Below are 16766 nucleotides of genomic sequence, written 5' to 3'. Positions count from 1 at the left end.
GGGCGGGCGGTGTCTGTACTGGTGCCCCCTGAGAAAGGCGAAACGATGAACCCTGTCGACGATCTGGCCGCGGTCCTCGATTCCACCAGCGCGCTGGTCGCTGGCGTGTCTCGCTGGGACGCGCCGACGCCGTGCCCGGAGTGGACTGTCCGCGAACTGGTGAACCATCTGGTCCTCGGGCATCGGCTGTTCACCGCCGTCCTGCACGGCGAGGAGTGCGGCTCGCTCGACCCTCGTACGTTCGATGCGCTGGGCGACGACCCGGTCGCTGCCTATCGGGACGCGGTGCGCGGTCTGGTCTCCGCCTTCCGTCAGCCGACGGCGCTGGAGCGGGTTTTCGAGGTCCCGGCCGGGACGGTTCCGGGGATCGCCGCGGTGCATCTGCGGATCGTCGAGGAACTCGTGCACGGCTGGGACCTCGCTCGCGCCACTGGTCAGGAGCCGAAGTTCGAGGACGCGCTCGTGGAACGGGAAATCGCCTTCAGTACGGCGAAACTCGCTGATCTTCCGGCGGAGCGGAATCCGTTCGCGCCGCCGGTGCCGGTCGCCGAGGACGCGCCGCCGTTGGACCGGCTGGTCGCACTGCTCGGCCGGTCGCCGAGTTAAGCGACGCGGAATTCCAGAAGGCCACGCTGGTCGGTCAAGGGCACTGCTGATTCCAAGACTAGCCCCGCGGAATCGGCGAGGGTGCGGAATTCTTCCAAGCGCCGTTCGCGACCGCCGAAATGGACCAGCATGACCAGGTCCATTTCGGTGCTCGCGTGAATTCCGCTGACCGCTTCGATGGCGAGAATCCGTCCGGACCGGCCTGCTGCTTCCGCACACCGTTCCAGAATGCGGCGCGCGTTCTCGTCATCCCAGTTGTGCAGGATGTCCACCAGGACATAGGCATCCGCTTTTGCTGGGAGCGGATCGAAGAAGCTGCCGCCGTGCACCTCGATTCGGTCGGCGAGGCCGCGGGCGGCGAAGGCGGCACGGGCCTCGCTGGCGGTCGGCTCGAGGTCGATCAGGCGGGCACACAGTTTTGGATTCGCTTCGAGAATTGCGGCGAGCAAATCTCCTCGGCCGCCGCCTACGTCGACTATCGTGCTGAACAAAGACCAGTCGATTCCGGCGACCACCTGGGGAATCTCGGTGCGGAATCGGTGCGTCATCTGCTCGTCGAAGGATTGCCGTAAGTGCGGCTGTTCGGCCAAATCGGTCCAGAAATCCTTGCCATAGCGGCGGCAGTAGGCGGCCTCGCCGGTCCGGATGCTGTGCGCCAGCTCAACGAAAGCGAGTTCGGCGCGGCCTGCCGCACGGTCCAGGTGCAGGAGGTTGGCCACGCCGTTTTCCTTGTCCTGGCGGAGATTCTCACCATAGGCGGTGGTCAGGTAGCCCTTGTCGGTGCGTTCGACCACGCCGAGCGTGACCAGGTGGCCGAGCAGGACGTCGAGCGCGATCGGCGAGAGGTCCAGTTCCGCGGCGACGTCCTCGACAGTGCCGGGCGCGCGCAGCCGGTCGGGCAGGCCCAGCGTTACCGCGACCCGCAACGCCATGGGGGTCGCCAGACTGGCGGCACGGAGGAGGTGGTTCGCGTCATCACTCACGTGGCTCAATGTTGCCAGCCTGGTCAACCGGCTTTCCACAGTCCTTAATGGACAGCGCAAGGCGGCGGACATTCCGTCCGCTTATGCGGACTATCCTGGGCTGGCGGACAGTGTCCAGGCACCGCGAGGAGAACCGATGTCCCGCCCGCGCAAGGTTCGCAAGGACGCGGAGGCCAACCGCGAACGACTGCTCGCCGCGGCTGCCTCGGCGGTGCTCCGCGAAGGTCGGCACGTCCCGCTGGCCACTATCGCCGCCGAGGCTGGCCTCGGGATCGGCACGCTCTATCGCAGCTACGCCGACCGCGACGCGTTGCTGCAGGCTCTGGAGTACCGCGCATACGGCCTGCTCAACAACCTGCTCGACCAGATCGACGACGACAGCACTGGCCTCGACCAGGTCCGTCGCTACCTCGAAGGCACCGTGGAGCTGGCCGACCAGCTCGTCCTCCCGCTGCACGGCGCGCGCCCGCTCGTCACGCCGGAAGCGGTAGCGGCGCGGAAGTCGATCTACCGACGGCTCGATTTCTTCCTCGCGAACGGCCGCGAAGACGGCAGCATCCGCGGTCCGGTCAACGCCACTGATCTCATCGCGTTCAGCATCCTGCTCACCCAGCCGAAGGCCTCGGCCCTCGACTGGACCCATCTGGCGAGACGGCAGATCGCGCATTTCCTCAACGGCCTCGCGACCGAGGGACCGATCGAAGTGCCTGGCCCCGCCGTCGGACGCGACGACGTCGAGCAGGCCTTCGAGACTCAGGCGAGCAGTTAGAAGGTCTTCCGAACAATCGGCCGTGTTACCGTCGGGCGTCGTCAAGGAGGTGGGGATGCCCTCAGCAGGCACCCGCAAACCGATGCGCGAACGGTTCCGCGAGCAAGTGCGCGAGGAGGTCAAACTCGTCGCACTCGACCAGCTCGCGGCCGGGGGCCCGCAGGCGATCTCCGTCAACGCCATCGCCAAGCAACTCGGCGTGTCCGGGCCGGCGTTGTACCGCTACTTCTCCAGCCGCGACGAACTGCTGAACGTCCTGGTCATCGACGCCTACCACGACCTCCGCGCGGCCATGGCGAACGCGCTCGACGCCGACGCGCCCGGCGCGGAAGCGCGGATCCGGCTGCTGGCCGCCGCGTACCGGGCGTGGGCGCGGAAAGAGCCGCACCGGTACGAATTGCTGTTCAAGGCACCGTTCCCCGGCTACGACGCCCATGCCCAACCGCTCGCCGAAGCGGCCCGGTCGCTGATGGGCGTGGTGCTGGGGGTGCTGCACCACGCCGAAACCACGGAAAAGCCGACTGTGTACGACAACGAGGAAGTGCTCGGCGCCCGGCGCGCGAACACCGAGAACCACCAGCTGGCGGTCTCGTTGTGGTCGCGACTGCATGGCTTTGTCAGCCTCGAAATCGGCGGCGGCTTCACCGCGATGGGCCTCGACACCGACGCGTTGTTCGAGACCGAAGTACAAGTGCTGACGGACCGGGTCCGCCGCGCCGCCTGATCACCGGCGAGACGCGCGCGGCTTCGCCCCCAACGCCACCGCCAGCACGGCTCCCGCGATCATGCACGCGCCGACCACCCACAAACCGGTCCGCTGTGTACCGGTCAGGTCGCGCAGCCAGCCCGTCACATACGGCGCGACGAATCCGCTCAGGTTGCCCAGCGCGTTGATCAGCGCGATCCCGCCGGCCGCTGCCGCGCCGGACAGGAAGTTCGACGGCAGCGCCCAGAACGTCGGCAGCGCCGCGCACACGCCCACCGCGCAGATCGTCACCGCGGTCATGGTGGCGTAAGGATTTCCGAGGTACAGCGCGACCGGGATCGCCGCGCCGCCGACGAGCATCGGCAGCGCGACATGCCACTTCCGTTCCCCGGTCCGGTCGCCGTGGCGCGCCCACGGAACCATCACCAGCGCGCCCGCGACGTACGGGATCGCGTTCACCAAACCCGCCTGCAGCACGCTGAGTTTGGTGCCGAACTCCTCGCCGAACCCGGCGATGATCGTCGGCAGGAAGAAGCCCAGCGCGTACAGGCCGTAGACGACCGCGAAGTACACGAACGCCAGCCCGAGGATCCGCGGGTGCGTGAGCGCTTTCCGCAGCGGCCAGTGGTGTTCGGCTTCGGTGGCGCGGCGTTCGGCGTCGAGTTCGCTGGTGAGCCAGTCGCGCTCCTCGGCCGACAGCCATTTCGCGGTTTCCGGCCGGTCGCTCAGGCAGAACCACGTGACGACCGCGAGCAGGATCGCCGGAATGCCCTCCACGAGGAACATGAACCGCCAGCCGGACAGGCCGAACACGCCGTGCCCGCCGCTGATCAGCAGGCTGGAGACGGTCGAGCCGATCGCGCTCGACACCGGCACCGCGCACATGAACAGCGCGACCGCCTTCGCCCGCTGCGCCGCCGGAAACCAGTACGTCAGATACAGAATGATGCCGGGGAAGAACCCCGCTTCGGCGACGCCGAGCACGAACCGCAGCACCACCAGCGTCGCGGCGTTCGGCACGAACGCCATCGCGACGGCCACCGCGCCCCAGGTGATCATGATCCGCGCGATCCAGCGGCGCGCGCCGAACCGGTGCAGCGCGAGATTGCTCGGCACCTCGAGGATCAGGTAGCCGATGAAGAAGATCCCCGACGCGAGCCCGAACGCGGTCGCGGTGAGGCCGAGTTCTTTGTTCATCCCGTTCGGACCGGCGAACCCGATGTTGACCCGGTCCAGGTAGTTGACGAAGTACAGCAGCATCAACAGCGGCATGACCCGCACCGCCGCCTTGGCCATGACCCGGTTGCCCAGTGCGCTCGTCTTCGTCGACATGTCCGGATCTCACCTGCCCGGACCCCGCCGAGTCAAGGCTTCGCGTAAAGCTCGGCGACCGCGGCGAACGCCTCCTTCGGCTCCCAGTTCAGTCCCGGGTACGCCGTGCCCGAGCGGTCCTCCAGGGTCTTCACCAGGCCGAAGCTGGCGAGATCAAGATCGTCGCGGCCGGACCGGTGCGGATGGCTGTAGAGCGCGAAAAGGAAGACGAACGCGCTGTCCACTCCCTCCGCGTCGAAGATCTCCAGCAGCTCGCGCAGATACGCGGCCTGCCCGGCTTCGTCCCGCTCGTACTCGCCGTCGAGGCGGAGCGGGTCGCCGGTTTTCTTGTCGTACTCGACGATCTCCATGCTCCGCGTCGCGACGTCGCCGGACCCGCGCCAGGTCGCCGTGCCGAATCCGGTGATCGCGACCGGTTTGCCTTGCGCCACCAGGGTTCGCACGCCCTCCTGGAAGATGTCGGCGACCTCGGCGGAGCGGATCAGCTCCACCGTGACGAAGTCGAACCGGCTCCAGTCCACCTGCTCGAACTGGATGCACGCGTAGGTGACCGGGCCGTGGAACCGTTCCCGCACGGTCTTGACGGCGGCGTCGAGGAACGTGTCGATCCGTGTGGCGACCTCGGCGAGTCGCTCGGCCCGGCGCTCGGGCTCGGCGAACAGCAGGCCGACTCGTTCCGCCGTGTCGTTGCCGGGCAAGAAGCCATGGTTCATCACGCTCAGCTCGACGCCGGTCACGAACACGACGTTCGCCCCGGTCGCGCGCAGCCGTTCCGCACGAGTCGCGCAGTCGGCGAAAAGAGCGAGCATCTCGTCCTGGGTCTGCTCCAGCGGATACGGCGAGTACCAGACCTCCAGCCCCAGGTCAGCCGCCCACTGCGCGGCCTGCTCCAGCCGGTCCGGATCGCCGCCGACGACATGCACCGCGGTGCAGTGCAGGTCGTCGCGGATGATCGCCAGTTCGCGCTTCACCACCTCCGGCTCGAAGCTCTCCCGCGACGACCGTCCATTGCGGACGAACCCGGTGTCGTACGTCATTCCCTTGCCGCGCATGGCGGTTTCCTCTCGCTCGGGGACGCCGCCCACCTTACGCAGCAAACTTGCGTGTACGCAAGTTTGCGTAGGCGCATGATCCCTGGAAGACTGGATCCGTGACCGGATTGCGCGAACGGAAGAAGCAGGCCACCCGCGTCGCCTTGCGTGAAGCGGCCCTGCGGCTGGCGATCGAACACGGGCCGGCGAACGTGCGCGTTGACGACATCGCCGAGGCGGCCGGCGTCTCGCCGCGGACCTACAACAACTACTTCTCCAGCCGCGAGGAAGCGATCGTCGCCGCGGTCACCGCGGACCGCGAAAACCGGATCGCCGTCGCTGTCGCCGAACGCTCGCCGGACACCCGCCTGGCCGAGGCGATCATCGACGCGATCACCGAGCAGTACACCGATCCCGACGAGCAGAGCCGCGACGCACTGCTGCTGATCACCACGAATCCCGGCCTGCGCACAGCGTTTCTCGACGCCCCAGCCGCACTGGAAGACCCGCTTCAGGAAGTGATCGCGACCCGGGTCGGCGACCAGCAGACCGCGCGTGTGCTGGCCGCCTCGGTCGCGGCGGCGGTGCGGGTCGCACTGGAGCGGTGGACGCAACCGGCGGGCAACGGCCTGGTCGTGGTGTCCGGCTCACTGCCCGACCTGTTGCGGCGAACGCTCGAACCGCTGACCCCCGCTCTCGACGCCGCGGAGGCCTGAGGACTCAGACGTCGATCTGCTCGAAGATGTGCGGATACGACTCGATGTCGTCGGAAGTCTCCGCCGCCAGCCGCTGGAACTCCGGACTGCCGAACGCGGTGGCGAGCGCCTCGGTCGACTCCCAGACCGCGACGTTCATCAGCAGCTGACTGCCCGCCGTTCCCCGGTGCATCCGCATTGAGGCGAACCCGGGCTGGGCCTTCATGTACTCGGCCTGCCTCCGGAAGGTGGCCAGGAACGCTTCGGTCTCCCCCTCCGGGACGACGAAGGTATTCGCCAGGACGATCGGTCCGGTTTTCTGCTTGAACTGAGCGAACATCGGCGTGCGGGGATCAAGACTCTGCAGCTTGGCCATTTCGGATTTCTCCTTGCGGTCGACTGAATCTAGCGTTGCTAGATAGTGATTCAACGCTAGCAGTATCACCGCTCGGTTGTCTAGCAACGCTAGAAACAAGCCAAGCCGGTGAATCCTCGCCCGCCTCACGTTCAGCTCTGACATTCTCTTCACAACTTTGTGAATTCTGTGTACCTTCTGAACCATTCAGAGGGGAAGGAGCGACGATGACCCGTCAGGCAGGACTCCCGCTCGAAAGGGGCGCGTGTCCGTTCGATCCGGTGCCGGCCCAGCGCACACCGGCTCCGGTCGAGCCGATGACGTATCCGGACGGCACGCAGGGCTGGCTCGTCACCGGATACCAGGAGGTGCGGGCAGTCCTCTCGGACGAGCGGATGTCCGCGCGAGCGGAACTGACGAAGATTCCGCTCGACTTCGGTCCGCTGCCGCCGCCGAAACCGGCTGATCCGGGGGTGTTCAGCGGGATGGACGACCCGGATCACCACCGCTACCGCAAGCTGCTGACCGGGGCGTTCACCGTGCACCGGATGCACACGCTGGAGGACCGGGTCGCGGAGATCGTCGACGACCACCTCGACGCGATGGCCGCGGCGGGCGGTCCGGTCGACCTGGTGGAAGCGTTTGCGCGACCGGTGCCGTCGCTGGTGATCTGCGAACTGCTCGGCGCTCCCTACGAACGCCGCGCCGAGTTCGACGGCTACACCACCACCATGTTCTCCAAGGACGTTCCGATCGCCGAGCGGATCAACGCCACGCAGGGGGTCGTCGCGTTCATCGCCGGGCAGATCAAGGAGAAGCGGTCGAACCCGGGCGACGATCTGCTGTCCGATCTGGTCCGCGGCGGCGAGCTGACCGACGAGGAACTCGCCAACATCGGCATGATGCTGCTGGTCGCCGGATTCGAGACGACGCGCAACATGATCGCGCTCGGCACGCTGGCGCTGCTGGAGAACCCGGAGCAGCTGGCGAAGTTCAAATCCGACCCGGAGCTCACCGCGGGCACGGTCGAGGAACTCATGCGCTATCTCAGCGTGATCCACATCGGACCGATCCGCACCGCGCTCGAGGACGTCGAGCTCGGCGGCGTGCCGATCAAGGCGGGCGACCCGATCGTCATGTCGCTGCCGGTCGCCAACCGGGATCCGGAGAGATTCCCGGACCCGGACGTGCTGGACGTCACGCGCAAGGCGAGCGGGCAGCTCGGTTTCGGCCACGGCGTGCACCAGTGCCTCGGGCAGCAGCTGGCGAGGGTCGAGATGCGGATCGCGTTGTTCCGGCTGTTCGCGCGGTTCCCGGACCTGCGGCTCGCGGTTCCGTTCGCTGAAGTGGAGCTGCCGCACGACGCGTCGATCTACGGTCCGGTGCGGCTGCCGGTGACCTGGCAGCGGGAGTAGCCTGGCAGCGGCGGATCGAATACCGGAATCGAGGTTTTCCGCGCTGTGCACGAGATCGCTCTGATTGGCGCCTTCACGTTCGTCTGGTTCGGGATGGTGTTCGCCATCTCGTTCCTGGAAGCCCCGCTGAAGTTTCGCGCGCCGGGCGTCACCATCCCGATCGGCCTCGGCATCGGCCGGATCGTGTTCCGGGCCTTGAACATCGCCGAAATCCTGCTCGCGATCGGGGTAGTGGTCACCGTCGTGGTCGGGCGGCCGAGCACCGCGGTGACGGTGCTGGCAGCGGTGGCGGCAGCAGTGCTGATCGTGCAACTGGGGGCGGTCCGCCCGGCGTTGAACCGGCGGACGGACCGCGTCCTCGCCGCTCCGGAAGGCACGGAGTTGCCGCGTTCCCGGGCGCATTTCGTTTACCTCGCCGCGGAAACCGTGAAGGTGCTCGTGTTGCTGGCGCTCGGGATCCTGACTGTGGCGGGTTAGCGGCTCACGCGAACCCTTCCAGTTCCGCGATGCGGCGGAAGACCTCCCGGGTGTCCACGCGCTCCATCTCCGGGTCGAGTTCGTAGTACACCGCAAGCACGTTCTGCGCGAGGCGGCCGCGTTCGTCGAGGTCCGCGAACCGGCCCAGCGAGATGTCCCGCATCGCCTCCTCCGACGTCATTCCCCGGCGATGCCGGTCGGCGGCCTCGGCTTGCACCCACTGCAGGTAGTCGAGAACCGAGCGGATGCCGTCAGCGTCGGTGACCGGACCGTGGCCGGGAACGACGAAGTCGGCGTCCATCGCCAGCATCGCGTCGCAGGCGGCGATCCAGTTCGACACCGGGCCCGCCCAGGTAATCGGGGTGCCTCCGATGAACAGCAGGTCGCCTGCGTACAGCACGCCTTCGTCGGGGACCAGCACGACGCTGTCGCCTTCGGTGTGCGCGGGGCCGAGGCAGCGGATTTCCACTGCTACGCCACCGATGTCGAGCTTCAGCTGTTCGGCGAACGTCCGGTTCGCCGGCGTCGCGGTGATGGAGTCGAAGTCGAACGGGTGGAGGATGTGCTGGGCGAAGCGGCCTACCGGACCTTCCTGACGCACCAGCCCGCGCATGAGGTCGGGGCCGTTGGTGCGCATCTCTTCCGCGGTGGCTTCGGAGGCGATGATGGAAGCGTCGGCGACCAGTTCGTTGCCGAACCAGTGGTCTCCGTTCGCGTGGGTGTTCACGACTGTCTTGATTGGACTGTCTACTGTGGTGTCTCGGAGGCCACCGAGCATTTCCCGCGTCATCGGCACGTCGAAGAGCGTGTCGACCAGGAGGGATTCTCCGGTGCCGGCGATCAGTCCGGCGTTGCTCCAGCCCCACGTGCCGTCCGGGACCAGCCAGGCCGAGCAGTGTTCGGTGAGCCGGTGGTGCCCTTTGGTGTAGGGAACGTCTTTGGGCGTGCGCGGCATACCTACCTCCTAAGAGACGTGCACCTCGGGTGCACCTTGATACGAAGCCAATCCCGCGCCGTCCGGCGCGATCTGCCGTTGCCCCACCGGGTTTCGCAGCACCCCGACGCCTGACGCGGCGAGTTCCACCACGTCGCCCGGCTGGAGCCAGCGGTCCAGCTCCAGCCCGCATCCGCCGCCGACCGTGCCGAGCCCGAAAAACTCGCCTGGGTACACGTCTTCGTCCAGCGAAGCCCAGGCGAGCACCTCGGCGAAGGAGAACTGCCGGTCCTTTGTGGATCCGGACGCCCAGACGTCGCCGTTGACTGACGCCGTCATCTGGACCGCCCATTCGTCGACCTCGTCCATGGTGAGCACGCACGGACCCATCGCGGTGCAGAAGTGTTTTCCTTTGGACGGACCGATGGTCATGCTCATTTCGAACATCTGGATGTCGCGCGCGCTGACGTCGTTGAAAATCGTGACCCCGGCGATGCGCCCGGCGGCCTCGGCCGGGGTCAGGTTTTTGCCGCCGCCGGAGGTGAAGAAGCCGAGTTCGAGTTCGAAGTCGAGCTGCGCGGTGTAGGACGGCCACAGCAGGGGCTCGTCCGGGCCGATGACCGTCTCGACGTTGCACTGGTAGCAGATCGGCATCGCCGCGAAGGCGGGCGGAACGGCGAGGCCGGAGCCTTTGGCGTGCTGGGTGTAGGTCAGATAGTCGCGGATCCGCCGCGGCCTCGGCACCGGGGCGAGCAGCCGGACCTCGTCTCGCGGAAGCACTGCCGGATGACCGTCGTCGATGAGGGAGTCGCCTCTTTCGGCCGCGGTGTCTGCGAGCAGAAGCGCCTGTTCAGCCCTGCCGCGCGCCTCGGCACCGCCCTCGAAGAAGGCGACCATCTCGGCCGGTACCTCGGTTTCCCCTTGCCGCGAAGCCCTCAGGACCCGCGCCGGATCCACGACGGCATCGCCGTGCAGCACCCCGAGCCGGGCCGTGCCCGCGGATTCATAGGTGACCAGCCGCATCGCCGCCTCCTTGAACTGGAGTATAATTTTGGACTTGAGTCCAAGCTAAGCCGCGGCGGCGGCAGCGTCAAGGGCGCCGTTCAGCGGGCACCGGGAAGAAATGATGGTTGACTGCGAGGCATGACGGCAGAAGCGACGAGCGATCGGCGGACCAGGCAGCGACACGAACGCCGGGACCGGCTGTTCCAGGCGGCCGTGGAGCTGTTCGTGGAACGCGGCTACGAGAACACCACGATGGAGGACATCGCCGAACGAGCCGACACCGCGCGCGCCACCGTCTTCAACCACTTCCAGCGCAAGACGGCCTTCCTGGACGAGTGGAGCCTGCGCCGGCGGGAACGCGCGATGACCGCGGTGCGCGCCGAACATCTGGAGGACCGGCCGCTGCGCGAGGTGCTGAACCGGTACCTGACCGAATTGGCGCGCAACAGCCTCGACTCCCGAGCGGAAACCATCGCCTGCATGGGCGCGGCGATCCACTCCACCAACGTCTTCGGCAATCCGGAACTGGCGCGCGAGTTCGCCACATTCGTCGCCCGGGCACAGGAGGCCGGCGAGATCCGCGCGGACGTTGATCCGGCGCAGGCCGGGTTATTGCTTGCTACGGGCTACTTCGGGACGCTCAGCTCGTGGATCGAGAGCGAGGCCGCGCCGTTCGATCTGCAGGAGCATTTGCTGAAGATGGTGGAGATGATTTTGCGCGGGATCGCGGCGGACTGAAAACCGTCAGTTCTCGGGGGGCAGCAACATCGAGCCGTCTTCCCAGTATAGACTTGGCAGAGCCACGTTCCACTGTGGACGATCAGAACCTCGGCCACCCCCCCACGACTGTCGGTGTTCGTCCACCAGCCCAGAGACTAACGCTGAATCCCCGCGATCCCGGACAGCAGCTCGCCCATGTCCACCACCACCCGCGACTCGCCACCGACCAACGGCACCGCGGTGATCCGGCCGCCGAGGTCGGACACGTAAGCGACCTCGTCGTCCACCGCCAGGCCGATCGCCTCGGCGAACCCGCTCGCCAGGATCTCCGGCTCGGCACCCTTCTCCCCCGGACCCGGGATCGGCGCACGGTTCAGCGTGTTGCCCTTCGGAGCGGCACCTCGATCAGTCCAATACAGATACCCACCGTGGATTTCCAGGTCGATCGGCTCCGGCAGGTGATCCCACAGGGTCTCGACGTCAGACCGATCGCGAGCTGTCTCGCCAGCCGGAATCTCCAAGCCAGCACGGAAAATCCGGCCGAGGCCGCCCTTGGCCGGACCCTTCTGTGTCCAGTACAGATGCGTAGCGTCCACCGTGACACCAACGCATTCCCGCATCCCGCTGTCGTCCGGCTCGTTCACGATCAGGTCCGTGAGCTCAGTGCCATCCGCACGCACCCGCGTGATCCGGCAGCCCTCCCGGTCCCCCCAATACAGAGAACCGTTGAAGGCCAACTGCTTCCCAGTCGTCAACGTTCCATTCGGGACCACATCGCGCGCACCGGTGCCGTCAAACGAAACCGCGTGCAGGCCGCCGTTGCGTGCCGAGTAGTCGAGGCCAGCCTCGCCCGGCACCGAGGGGTCGCGCGAGGGCATGCCCATGGTGGTCCAATAAACAGTGTCACCGTCGACGACGACGCCATCCGGCGAAACGCCAGCCTCTTTGTACAGCGGGGTAACCTGCCCGTCGGGAAGCCCGACCCGGTAAATCGTCCCGGTGCGAATGCCCAGCACCACCAGCTCGCTGAACACTGTCACCTCCACTCTGGACGGTGTGATCCCCTGGGGATCAACGGATTCGTGTAATAGCCCGAAGTTTCCGACATCCGGATTTGCTCGGTGACCCCGCGGTAGCGGCCAAGCGGAGTGTCCGCGGTGAACGTCTCGGGATCGAAGTATTCGTGCCCGGGAGCAACACCCGCGACCTCCGCGGCGTAGCCCTTGTCGAAGATTCCCAGGCTCAGCAACCACAAGGCAACGCGCGTGAGCGAAACCTGCACCCGATAGGAACCGCCCCATTCGGCGCGGAGCATGAGGGCGCGCAGGATTCCCAGTTGCAGGAACCAGGAGGTGATGTAGTCGTTCACCACCGGCACCGCGGGCAGCGACGGGACCCCGCCCTCGCCTTCGAGCAGCATGACGCCGGACAGGCAGCCAGCCGTCTGGTCGAAGCCGACGCGGCCGGACCACGGGCCAGTGGCGCCGTTGAGCGTCACCTCGGCGTGGATGATGCCGGGACGGATCTCGGCGGCGGTTTCCGCGTCAAGACCGTGCCGCGCGAGGTATCCGGGGCGGCGGTTGGCGTAGAAGATGTCCGCGCCGGTCAGCAACCCGTGCATCCGCTCCTGGTCCTCAGGACGACGGAAGTCGAGCCGTGTGGAGCGGACGCCCACATTGGACGTCGCGTACAGCACCGGCAGTTCGTATTCGCCCGGATCCCACACGTTCAGCACGTCCGCGCCGTGCAGCGCCAAGGCGCGGCCGCAGCCAGCGCCCGCGATGATGTGCGCCCGGCCGAGGGCACGGACCCCTTCGAGTGGCGTGGAAGGGTTGGGAGGCAACGGTTCCGGCGGGCTGTCACCGATCCGCTCGACGATCACCGGCGGCATCGTCGACAGCACCGACTGGTACTGCTCGGTGGCCATCAGCTCTTCGGTCGTCCGCACCACCGGCATGATGACGCCCGCGGCCTCGGCGGCGTCCTCCAGCTCGAACGAATTCCACTGCGAGATCGCTTGCCGCACCAAGGCATCCCGCTCGGGAACGCCCAGCAGCGCGGCCGCGTCGTTGCGCAGCTTCGGATACGGGCTGATCGGGTGCACCCAGCGGCCGTCCGCGGTGGAGTAGAAGCGATCCGTGCCGAACGCGGGATCGACGCGTGCCGGGTCGCCTTGCGGGTAGCCGTCGAGCAGTTCCCATTTCCGGTCGTAGAACGGGCACAGCCGGTGCGGCGCGGTCCGCAGGTCCATCGAGATGTCCTGTCCGCGTCCACCGCGCAGCTGCCAGATCTTCGCCACCGCAACGGATTTCGCCGCCAGCGCGATTGACGTCGCCCCGGCTAGCCGCAACGCGCCCGGCAGCACCGGGTCGGCTCCGGTGAACTCGATCCGGCCGCCGGCGTCGGACTCTTGCAGCCCGACCGAGCCGAGCAAATCGGCCAGGGGCTGGTGCAGATCGTAGCCGTCGGTGGTGGCTGGCTTGGCGAGCGCGGCCTCGAGGTGTTCGGTGAGGCTCATTCCTTCTCCAGCGCGTCCAGCAGTGCGCGGGTGCGGCTGTCGCGCGCCTCGACCCGCGCGGCGTAAGTGTCCGCGGCGCCGTAGGTCTGCTCGACCTCGTCGATCACCGCATCGAGGTGTTCCCGGTCCGGACGGCCGATCTCGAACTTCATCTGCGAACCGACGTGGCTCACCAGGTGCCGGATCCCGTCCGGCCCGCCGCCGAGGTGCATGCTCTCGAACGGCCCGATGGTCGCCCACCGCGGCCCGAGCGACGCCTTGACCAGCTCGTCCAGGTCCGCCGCGGACACGACACCCTGCTGCACGAGGTACATCGCCTGGTCGTTGAAGACCTTCTGCAGCCGGTTCCCGACGAAGCCGGGCACTTCCTTCTTCAGCGTGATCGGCTTCTTCCCCAGCCCGCGGTAGACCTCGACGGCCTTCTTCACGGTCTCCTCGGAGGTCGATACCCCGGGCACCACCTCGACCAGCGGCATCAGCTCGGGCGGGTTGAACGGGTGCCCGACCACGATCCGCGAGGCCGCCGCGTTGCCCTCGGCGATCACCGAGGGCAACAGCGACGACGAGGAGGAAGCCAGCACTGCGTCGTCGCGCGTGGCGGCGGCGAGCGTCGCGAACATTTCCCGCTTCAGCTCGATCCGCTCCGGACCCGACTCCTGGACGAAGTCGGCCCCGGCAGCGGCTTCCGCGAGGTCCGCGACTGCCGTGACGGGTAGCCCGGCGAGTTCCCGGGAGACGATGTCCCGCAGGTCCGGACGCGGATCGGTGACCCGCACCGTCCAGCCCGCCTCGGCGAACAGCCGAGCCCACGACACTCCGATGACCCCAGCGCCGACGATCGCGACGACCGGCATGACGCGCTCCTTTCTCAGGCGGTGACCGCGTCCGCGTTGTTGAGCAGCGCGCTCGGCGGCGTCAGCAACGCGTCCGACGCTAGCGCGCGGCGACGGGCCGCGCTCACTCCGCCGTAACTCTCCGTAATGGCGATGAGGCGCGCCGCGTGGTGCGCGACCTCTGATTCGTAAGTCATTCCGATGCCGCCGTGCAGCTGGACGATCTCCTCGGCGGTCGCGGTCGCCGCGTCGCACACGAACACGAACGCGTCGTCAGCCGCGCCATCAAGGTCCACAGTGGACGCACCGTTGTCGTACGCCTCGACCGTCGCGGTGGCCCACAGCGCCAGCGAACGAGCCAGCTCGACCTTCGCGTACAGGTCGGCAGCACGGTGCACGAGCGCCTGGAACGCCGCCAGCGGAACACCGAACTGCTTGCGCGTCTTGAGGTATTCGACGGTCATCGCGAGCCCGGTTTCCATCAGGCCGATGGCCTCGCCGGTGACCGCGACGCGGGCCCGCGAGAACGCGCGACGCAACCCGGCAGCGACGTCAGAGTCCGCGGTGCCGAGCAGAACCGCCGGCGTACCAGCGAATTCGACCTGTGACGTGTGGCCCCAGTCGGCGGCCCGGCCGTCGACGCGAGTGATGCCTTCAGCGGTCGCCTCGACCAGGTACACCCCGGTGCGGCCGTTCTCGTCCACGGCGGTGACCAGGAACTTGTCGGCCTGGTCGGCGTTGCGCACCGGCGACTTCACGCCGGTAAGCGCGGAACCGGCTGCCGACACCGTCGGCGCGACGCCCCACGGACGCCCCGGCTCGGAGTGCGCGACCGCGATGGTGGTGCCGCCGCCGGCCAGCACCGGCAGCAGCTCCTTGACCTGGTCGTCGGTGCCCAGCTCGGCGATGATCCACGACGGCAGGAACACGCCGTCGAGCAGCGGTTCGGCCGCCGCGTGCTTGCCCATCGCCTCCAGCGTCGCGTAGACCTCGACCGGGCCCGCGCCCGCGCCGTCGTGGTCCGCGGAGATCGGGAGACCGGCGAGACCCAGCTCGCCGAGGGTGCTCCAGACCTGGTCGTTCCAGCCGAGTTCGCTGCTCGTCGCGGCCGCGCGGCCGCCCGCCGGGTAGCCGCGGCCGACCGCCGTGTCGACGGTCTCGAACAGCAGCTTCTGGTCTTCGTTGAATTCGAGGTTCATGAGTCGCCGTCCCTTACAGACCGAGGATCGTCTTCGCGATGACGCCGCGCTGGATTTCGTTGGAGCCGCCGAAAATCGACAGCTTCCGCTGGTTCAGGTACTGCGCCGCGGCCACCACCGCGGCCTCGTCGGCCTGGACCGGCGACTCGGTGTCCAGCAGCATGCCGTCGGAACCGGCCGCGCGCATGCGCAGCTTCGTGAGCGCCTGCAAGGCCTGCGTGCCCTCCATCTTGAGCAGCGACGACACCGGGCTCGGCTGGCCGTTTTCCGAAGCGGCGGTGACCCGCATCTGGGTCGCCTCCAGCGCGAGCAGCGTGGTCTTCGCGGTGTGCATGGCCGCGCGGAACTCGTGGTCGTCCGCGAGCGGACCGTCCTCAGTGGGCAGATCCGCGGCCGCGGCGGCGAGGTCGGCGAAAATCCGCTGACCGGTGCCGACCTGGGCGATGCCGTTGCGCTCGTTGCCGAGCAGGAACTTCGCGTACGTCCAGCCCTTGTTCTCCTCGCCGACGAGGTTCTCCGCCGGGATGAGCACGTTGTCGAAGAAGAACTCGTTGACCTCGGCGGACCCGTCGACCAGCTTGATCGGACGGCGCTCGATCCCCGGCGTGTTCAGGTCGAGCAGCAGGAAGGACAGGCCCTGCTGCTTGCGCGGCGCGTCCGGGTTGGTCCGCGCGAGCACGAACATCCAGTCGCCGTACTGGCCGAGCGTGGTCCAGGTCTTCTGTCCATTGAGGACGTAGTGGTCGCCGTCGCGTTTCGCGGTGGTGCGCAGCCCGGCCAGGTCCGAACCGGCCTCCGGCTCGGAGAAGCCCTGCGACCACCAGATGTCGAGATTCGCGGTGGCCGGGAGGAACTTCTTCTTCTGTTCCTCGCTGCCGAACTCGGCGATGATCGGGCCGACCATGCTCGCGTTGAAGGCGAGCGGCTGCGGCACCGCGTTGCGCTGCAGTTCGGAGGCGTAGATGTGGGACTGGGTCGGCGTCCAATCGCGGCCGCCCCATTCGACCGGCCAGTGCGGCACGGCGAGGCCGTGCTCGTTCAGGATCCGCTGGCTCGTGACGATGTCGTCGCGCGTGATCTGGCCGAGCGCGCTGCGCTTGCGAATTTCCTCCGGAATCGCGCCCAGGAACACCTCCCGCAATTCGTCCCGGAACGCGAGGTCCTCTTGAGACAGTTCGAGATCCATCG

Annotated in this window: 18 protein-coding genes; 7 read left to right on the top strand and 11 right to left on the bottom strand. The window is 67.6% G+C overall.

Features of this window, described 5'->3' with window-relative positions:
• The first annotated feature begins 45 nt into the window (after positions 1-45).
• Positions 46-606, top strand: coding sequence for a TIGR03086 family metal-binding protein (locus tag H5411_RS20140; protein ID WP_220817177.1), 561 nt, complete (start codon positions 46-48; stop codon positions 604-606).
• On the opposite strand, the gene H5411_RS20135 is transcribed toward H5411_RS20140, so the two are convergent.
• Positions 603-1661 (bottom strand): methyltransferase, encoded by a 1059-nt coding sequence (locus tag H5411_RS20135; protein ID WP_183124645.1) that lies wholly within the window; start codon positions 1659-1661, stop codon positions 603-605. The two genes, H5411_RS20140 and H5411_RS20135, sit on opposite strands and share 4 nt — an antisense overlap.
• A gap of 64 nt (positions 1662-1725) precedes the next feature.
• Between H5411_RS20135 and H5411_RS20130 the strand changes: the two genes are divergently transcribed.
• Together H5411_RS20130 and H5411_RS20125 are read left to right on the top strand one after the other, a co-directional pair.
• A complete protein-coding gene (locus H5411_RS20130) occupies positions 1726-2358 on the top strand; it encodes a TetR/AcrR family transcriptional regulator (RefSeq protein ID WP_183124644.1) in 633 nt (210 codons plus the stop codon).
• A gap of 55 nt (positions 2359-2413) precedes the next feature.
• The gene (locus H5411_RS20125; protein WP_183124643.1) at positions 2414-3082 is read left to right on the top strand and encodes a TetR/AcrR family transcriptional regulator; all 669 of its coding nucleotides are present in this window, start codon (positions 2414-2416) and stop codon (positions 3080-3082) included.
• On the opposite strand, the gene H5411_RS20120 is transcribed toward H5411_RS20125, so the two are convergent.
• Positions 3083-4396 (bottom strand): MFS transporter, encoded by a 1314-nt coding sequence (locus H5411_RS20120; protein WP_183124642.1) that lies wholly within the window; start codon positions 4394-4396, stop codon positions 3083-3085.
• Positions 4397-4428: 32 nt separating this feature from the next.
• Positions 4429-5448 (bottom strand): hypothetical protein, encoded by a 1020-nt coding sequence (locus H5411_RS20115; RefSeq protein ID WP_183124641.1) that lies wholly within the window; start codon positions 5446-5448, stop codon positions 4429-4431.
• Positions 5449-5546: 98 nt separating this feature from the next.
• Here H5411_RS20115 and H5411_RS20110 point away from each other — a divergent pair, with 98 nt between their 5' ends.
• Complete coding sequence (locus H5411_RS20110; RefSeq protein ID WP_183124640.1) at positions 5547-6143, top strand: TetR/AcrR family transcriptional regulator; 597 nt, start codon at positions 5547-5549, stop codon at positions 6141-6143.
• 4 nt (positions 6144-6147) lie between these two features.
• Here H5411_RS20110 and H5411_RS20105 read toward each other — a convergent pair whose 3' ends face one another.
• The gene (locus H5411_RS20105; protein ID WP_183124639.1) at positions 6148-6498 is read right to left on the bottom strand and encodes an antibiotic biosynthesis monooxygenase family protein; all 351 of its coding nucleotides are present in this window, start codon (positions 6496-6498) and stop codon (positions 6148-6150) included.
• A 206-nt stretch (positions 6499-6704) separates the two neighbouring features.
• On the opposite strand from H5411_RS20105, the gene H5411_RS20100 reads away from it, so the two are divergent.
• Entirely contained in the window at positions 6705-7892 is a 1188-nt protein-coding gene (locus H5411_RS20100) for a cytochrome P450 (protein ID WP_183124638.1), read from the top strand.
• A 93-nt stretch (positions 7893-7985) separates the two neighbouring features.
• A complete protein-coding gene (locus tag H5411_RS20095) occupies positions 7986-8369 on the top strand; it encodes a hypothetical protein (protein WP_183124672.1) in 384 nt (127 codons plus the stop codon).
• Positions 8370-8373: 4 nt separating this feature from the next.
• On the opposite strand, the gene H5411_RS20090 is transcribed toward H5411_RS20095, so the two are convergent.
• Together H5411_RS20090 and H5411_RS20085 are read right to left on the bottom strand one after the other, a co-directional pair.
• Complete coding sequence (locus tag H5411_RS20090) at positions 8374-9324, bottom strand: MBL fold metallo-hydrolase (protein WP_183124637.1); 951 nt, start codon at positions 9322-9324, stop codon at positions 8374-8376.
• A gap of 9 nt (positions 9325-9333) precedes the next feature.
• A complete protein-coding gene (locus tag H5411_RS20085; RefSeq protein WP_183124636.1) occupies positions 9334-10326 on the bottom strand; it encodes a fumarylacetoacetate hydrolase family protein in 993 nt (330 codons plus the stop codon).
• A 120-nt stretch (positions 10327-10446) separates the two neighbouring features.
• On the opposite strand from H5411_RS20085, the gene H5411_RS20080 reads away from it, so the two are divergent.
• The gene (locus H5411_RS20080; protein ID WP_183124635.1) at positions 10447-11046 is read left to right on the top strand and encodes a TetR/AcrR family transcriptional regulator; all 600 of its coding nucleotides are present in this window, start codon (positions 10447-10449) and stop codon (positions 11044-11046) included.
• 137 nt (positions 11047-11183) lie between these two features.
• On the opposite strand, the gene H5411_RS20075 is transcribed toward H5411_RS20080, so the two are convergent.
• From H5411_RS20075 to H5411_RS20055, 5 genes are read right to left on the bottom strand one after another with little or no spacing between them, the layout of a single operon-like run.
• The gene (locus H5411_RS20075) at positions 11184-12062 is read right to left on the bottom strand and encodes an SMP-30/gluconolactonase/LRE family protein (protein ID WP_183124634.1); all 879 of its coding nucleotides are present in this window, start codon (positions 12060-12062) and stop codon (positions 11184-11186) included.
• A gap of 2 nt (positions 12063-12064) precedes the next feature.
• Positions 12065-13546 (bottom strand): CoA transferase, encoded by a 1482-nt coding sequence (locus H5411_RS20070; RefSeq protein ID WP_183124633.1) that lies wholly within the window; start codon positions 13544-13546, stop codon positions 12065-12067.
• Positions 13543-14400 carry a 3-hydroxyacyl-CoA dehydrogenase NAD-binding domain-containing protein gene (locus H5411_RS20065; protein WP_183124632.1) on the bottom strand — a complete coding sequence of 286 codons (858 nt, stop codon included), beginning with the start codon at positions 14398-14400 and terminating at the stop codon, positions 13543-13545. The genes H5411_RS20070 and H5411_RS20065 overlap by 4 nt, the downstream gene beginning before the upstream one ends.
• Before the next feature lie 14 nt (positions 14401-14414).
• Positions 14415-15578, bottom strand: coding sequence for an acyl-CoA dehydrogenase family protein (locus tag H5411_RS20060; RefSeq protein ID WP_183124631.1), 1164 nt, complete (start codon positions 15576-15578; stop codon positions 14415-14417).
• A gap of 13 nt (positions 15579-15591) precedes the next feature.
• Positions 15592-16764, bottom strand: coding sequence for an acyl-CoA dehydrogenase family protein (locus H5411_RS20055; RefSeq protein WP_183124630.1), 1173 nt, complete (start codon positions 16762-16764; stop codon positions 15592-15594).
• Positions 16765-16766: the final 2 nt, after the last annotated feature.

Source organism: Amycolatopsis echigonensis, from assembly GCF_014174495.1.
Classification (GTDB): Bacteria; Actinomycetota; Actinomycetes; order Mycobacteriales; family Pseudonocardiaceae; genus Amycolatopsis; species Amycolatopsis echigonensis.
Note: the sequence above shows the minus strand (reverse complement) of the source record. Positions and strands in the feature narration are given on the sequence as shown.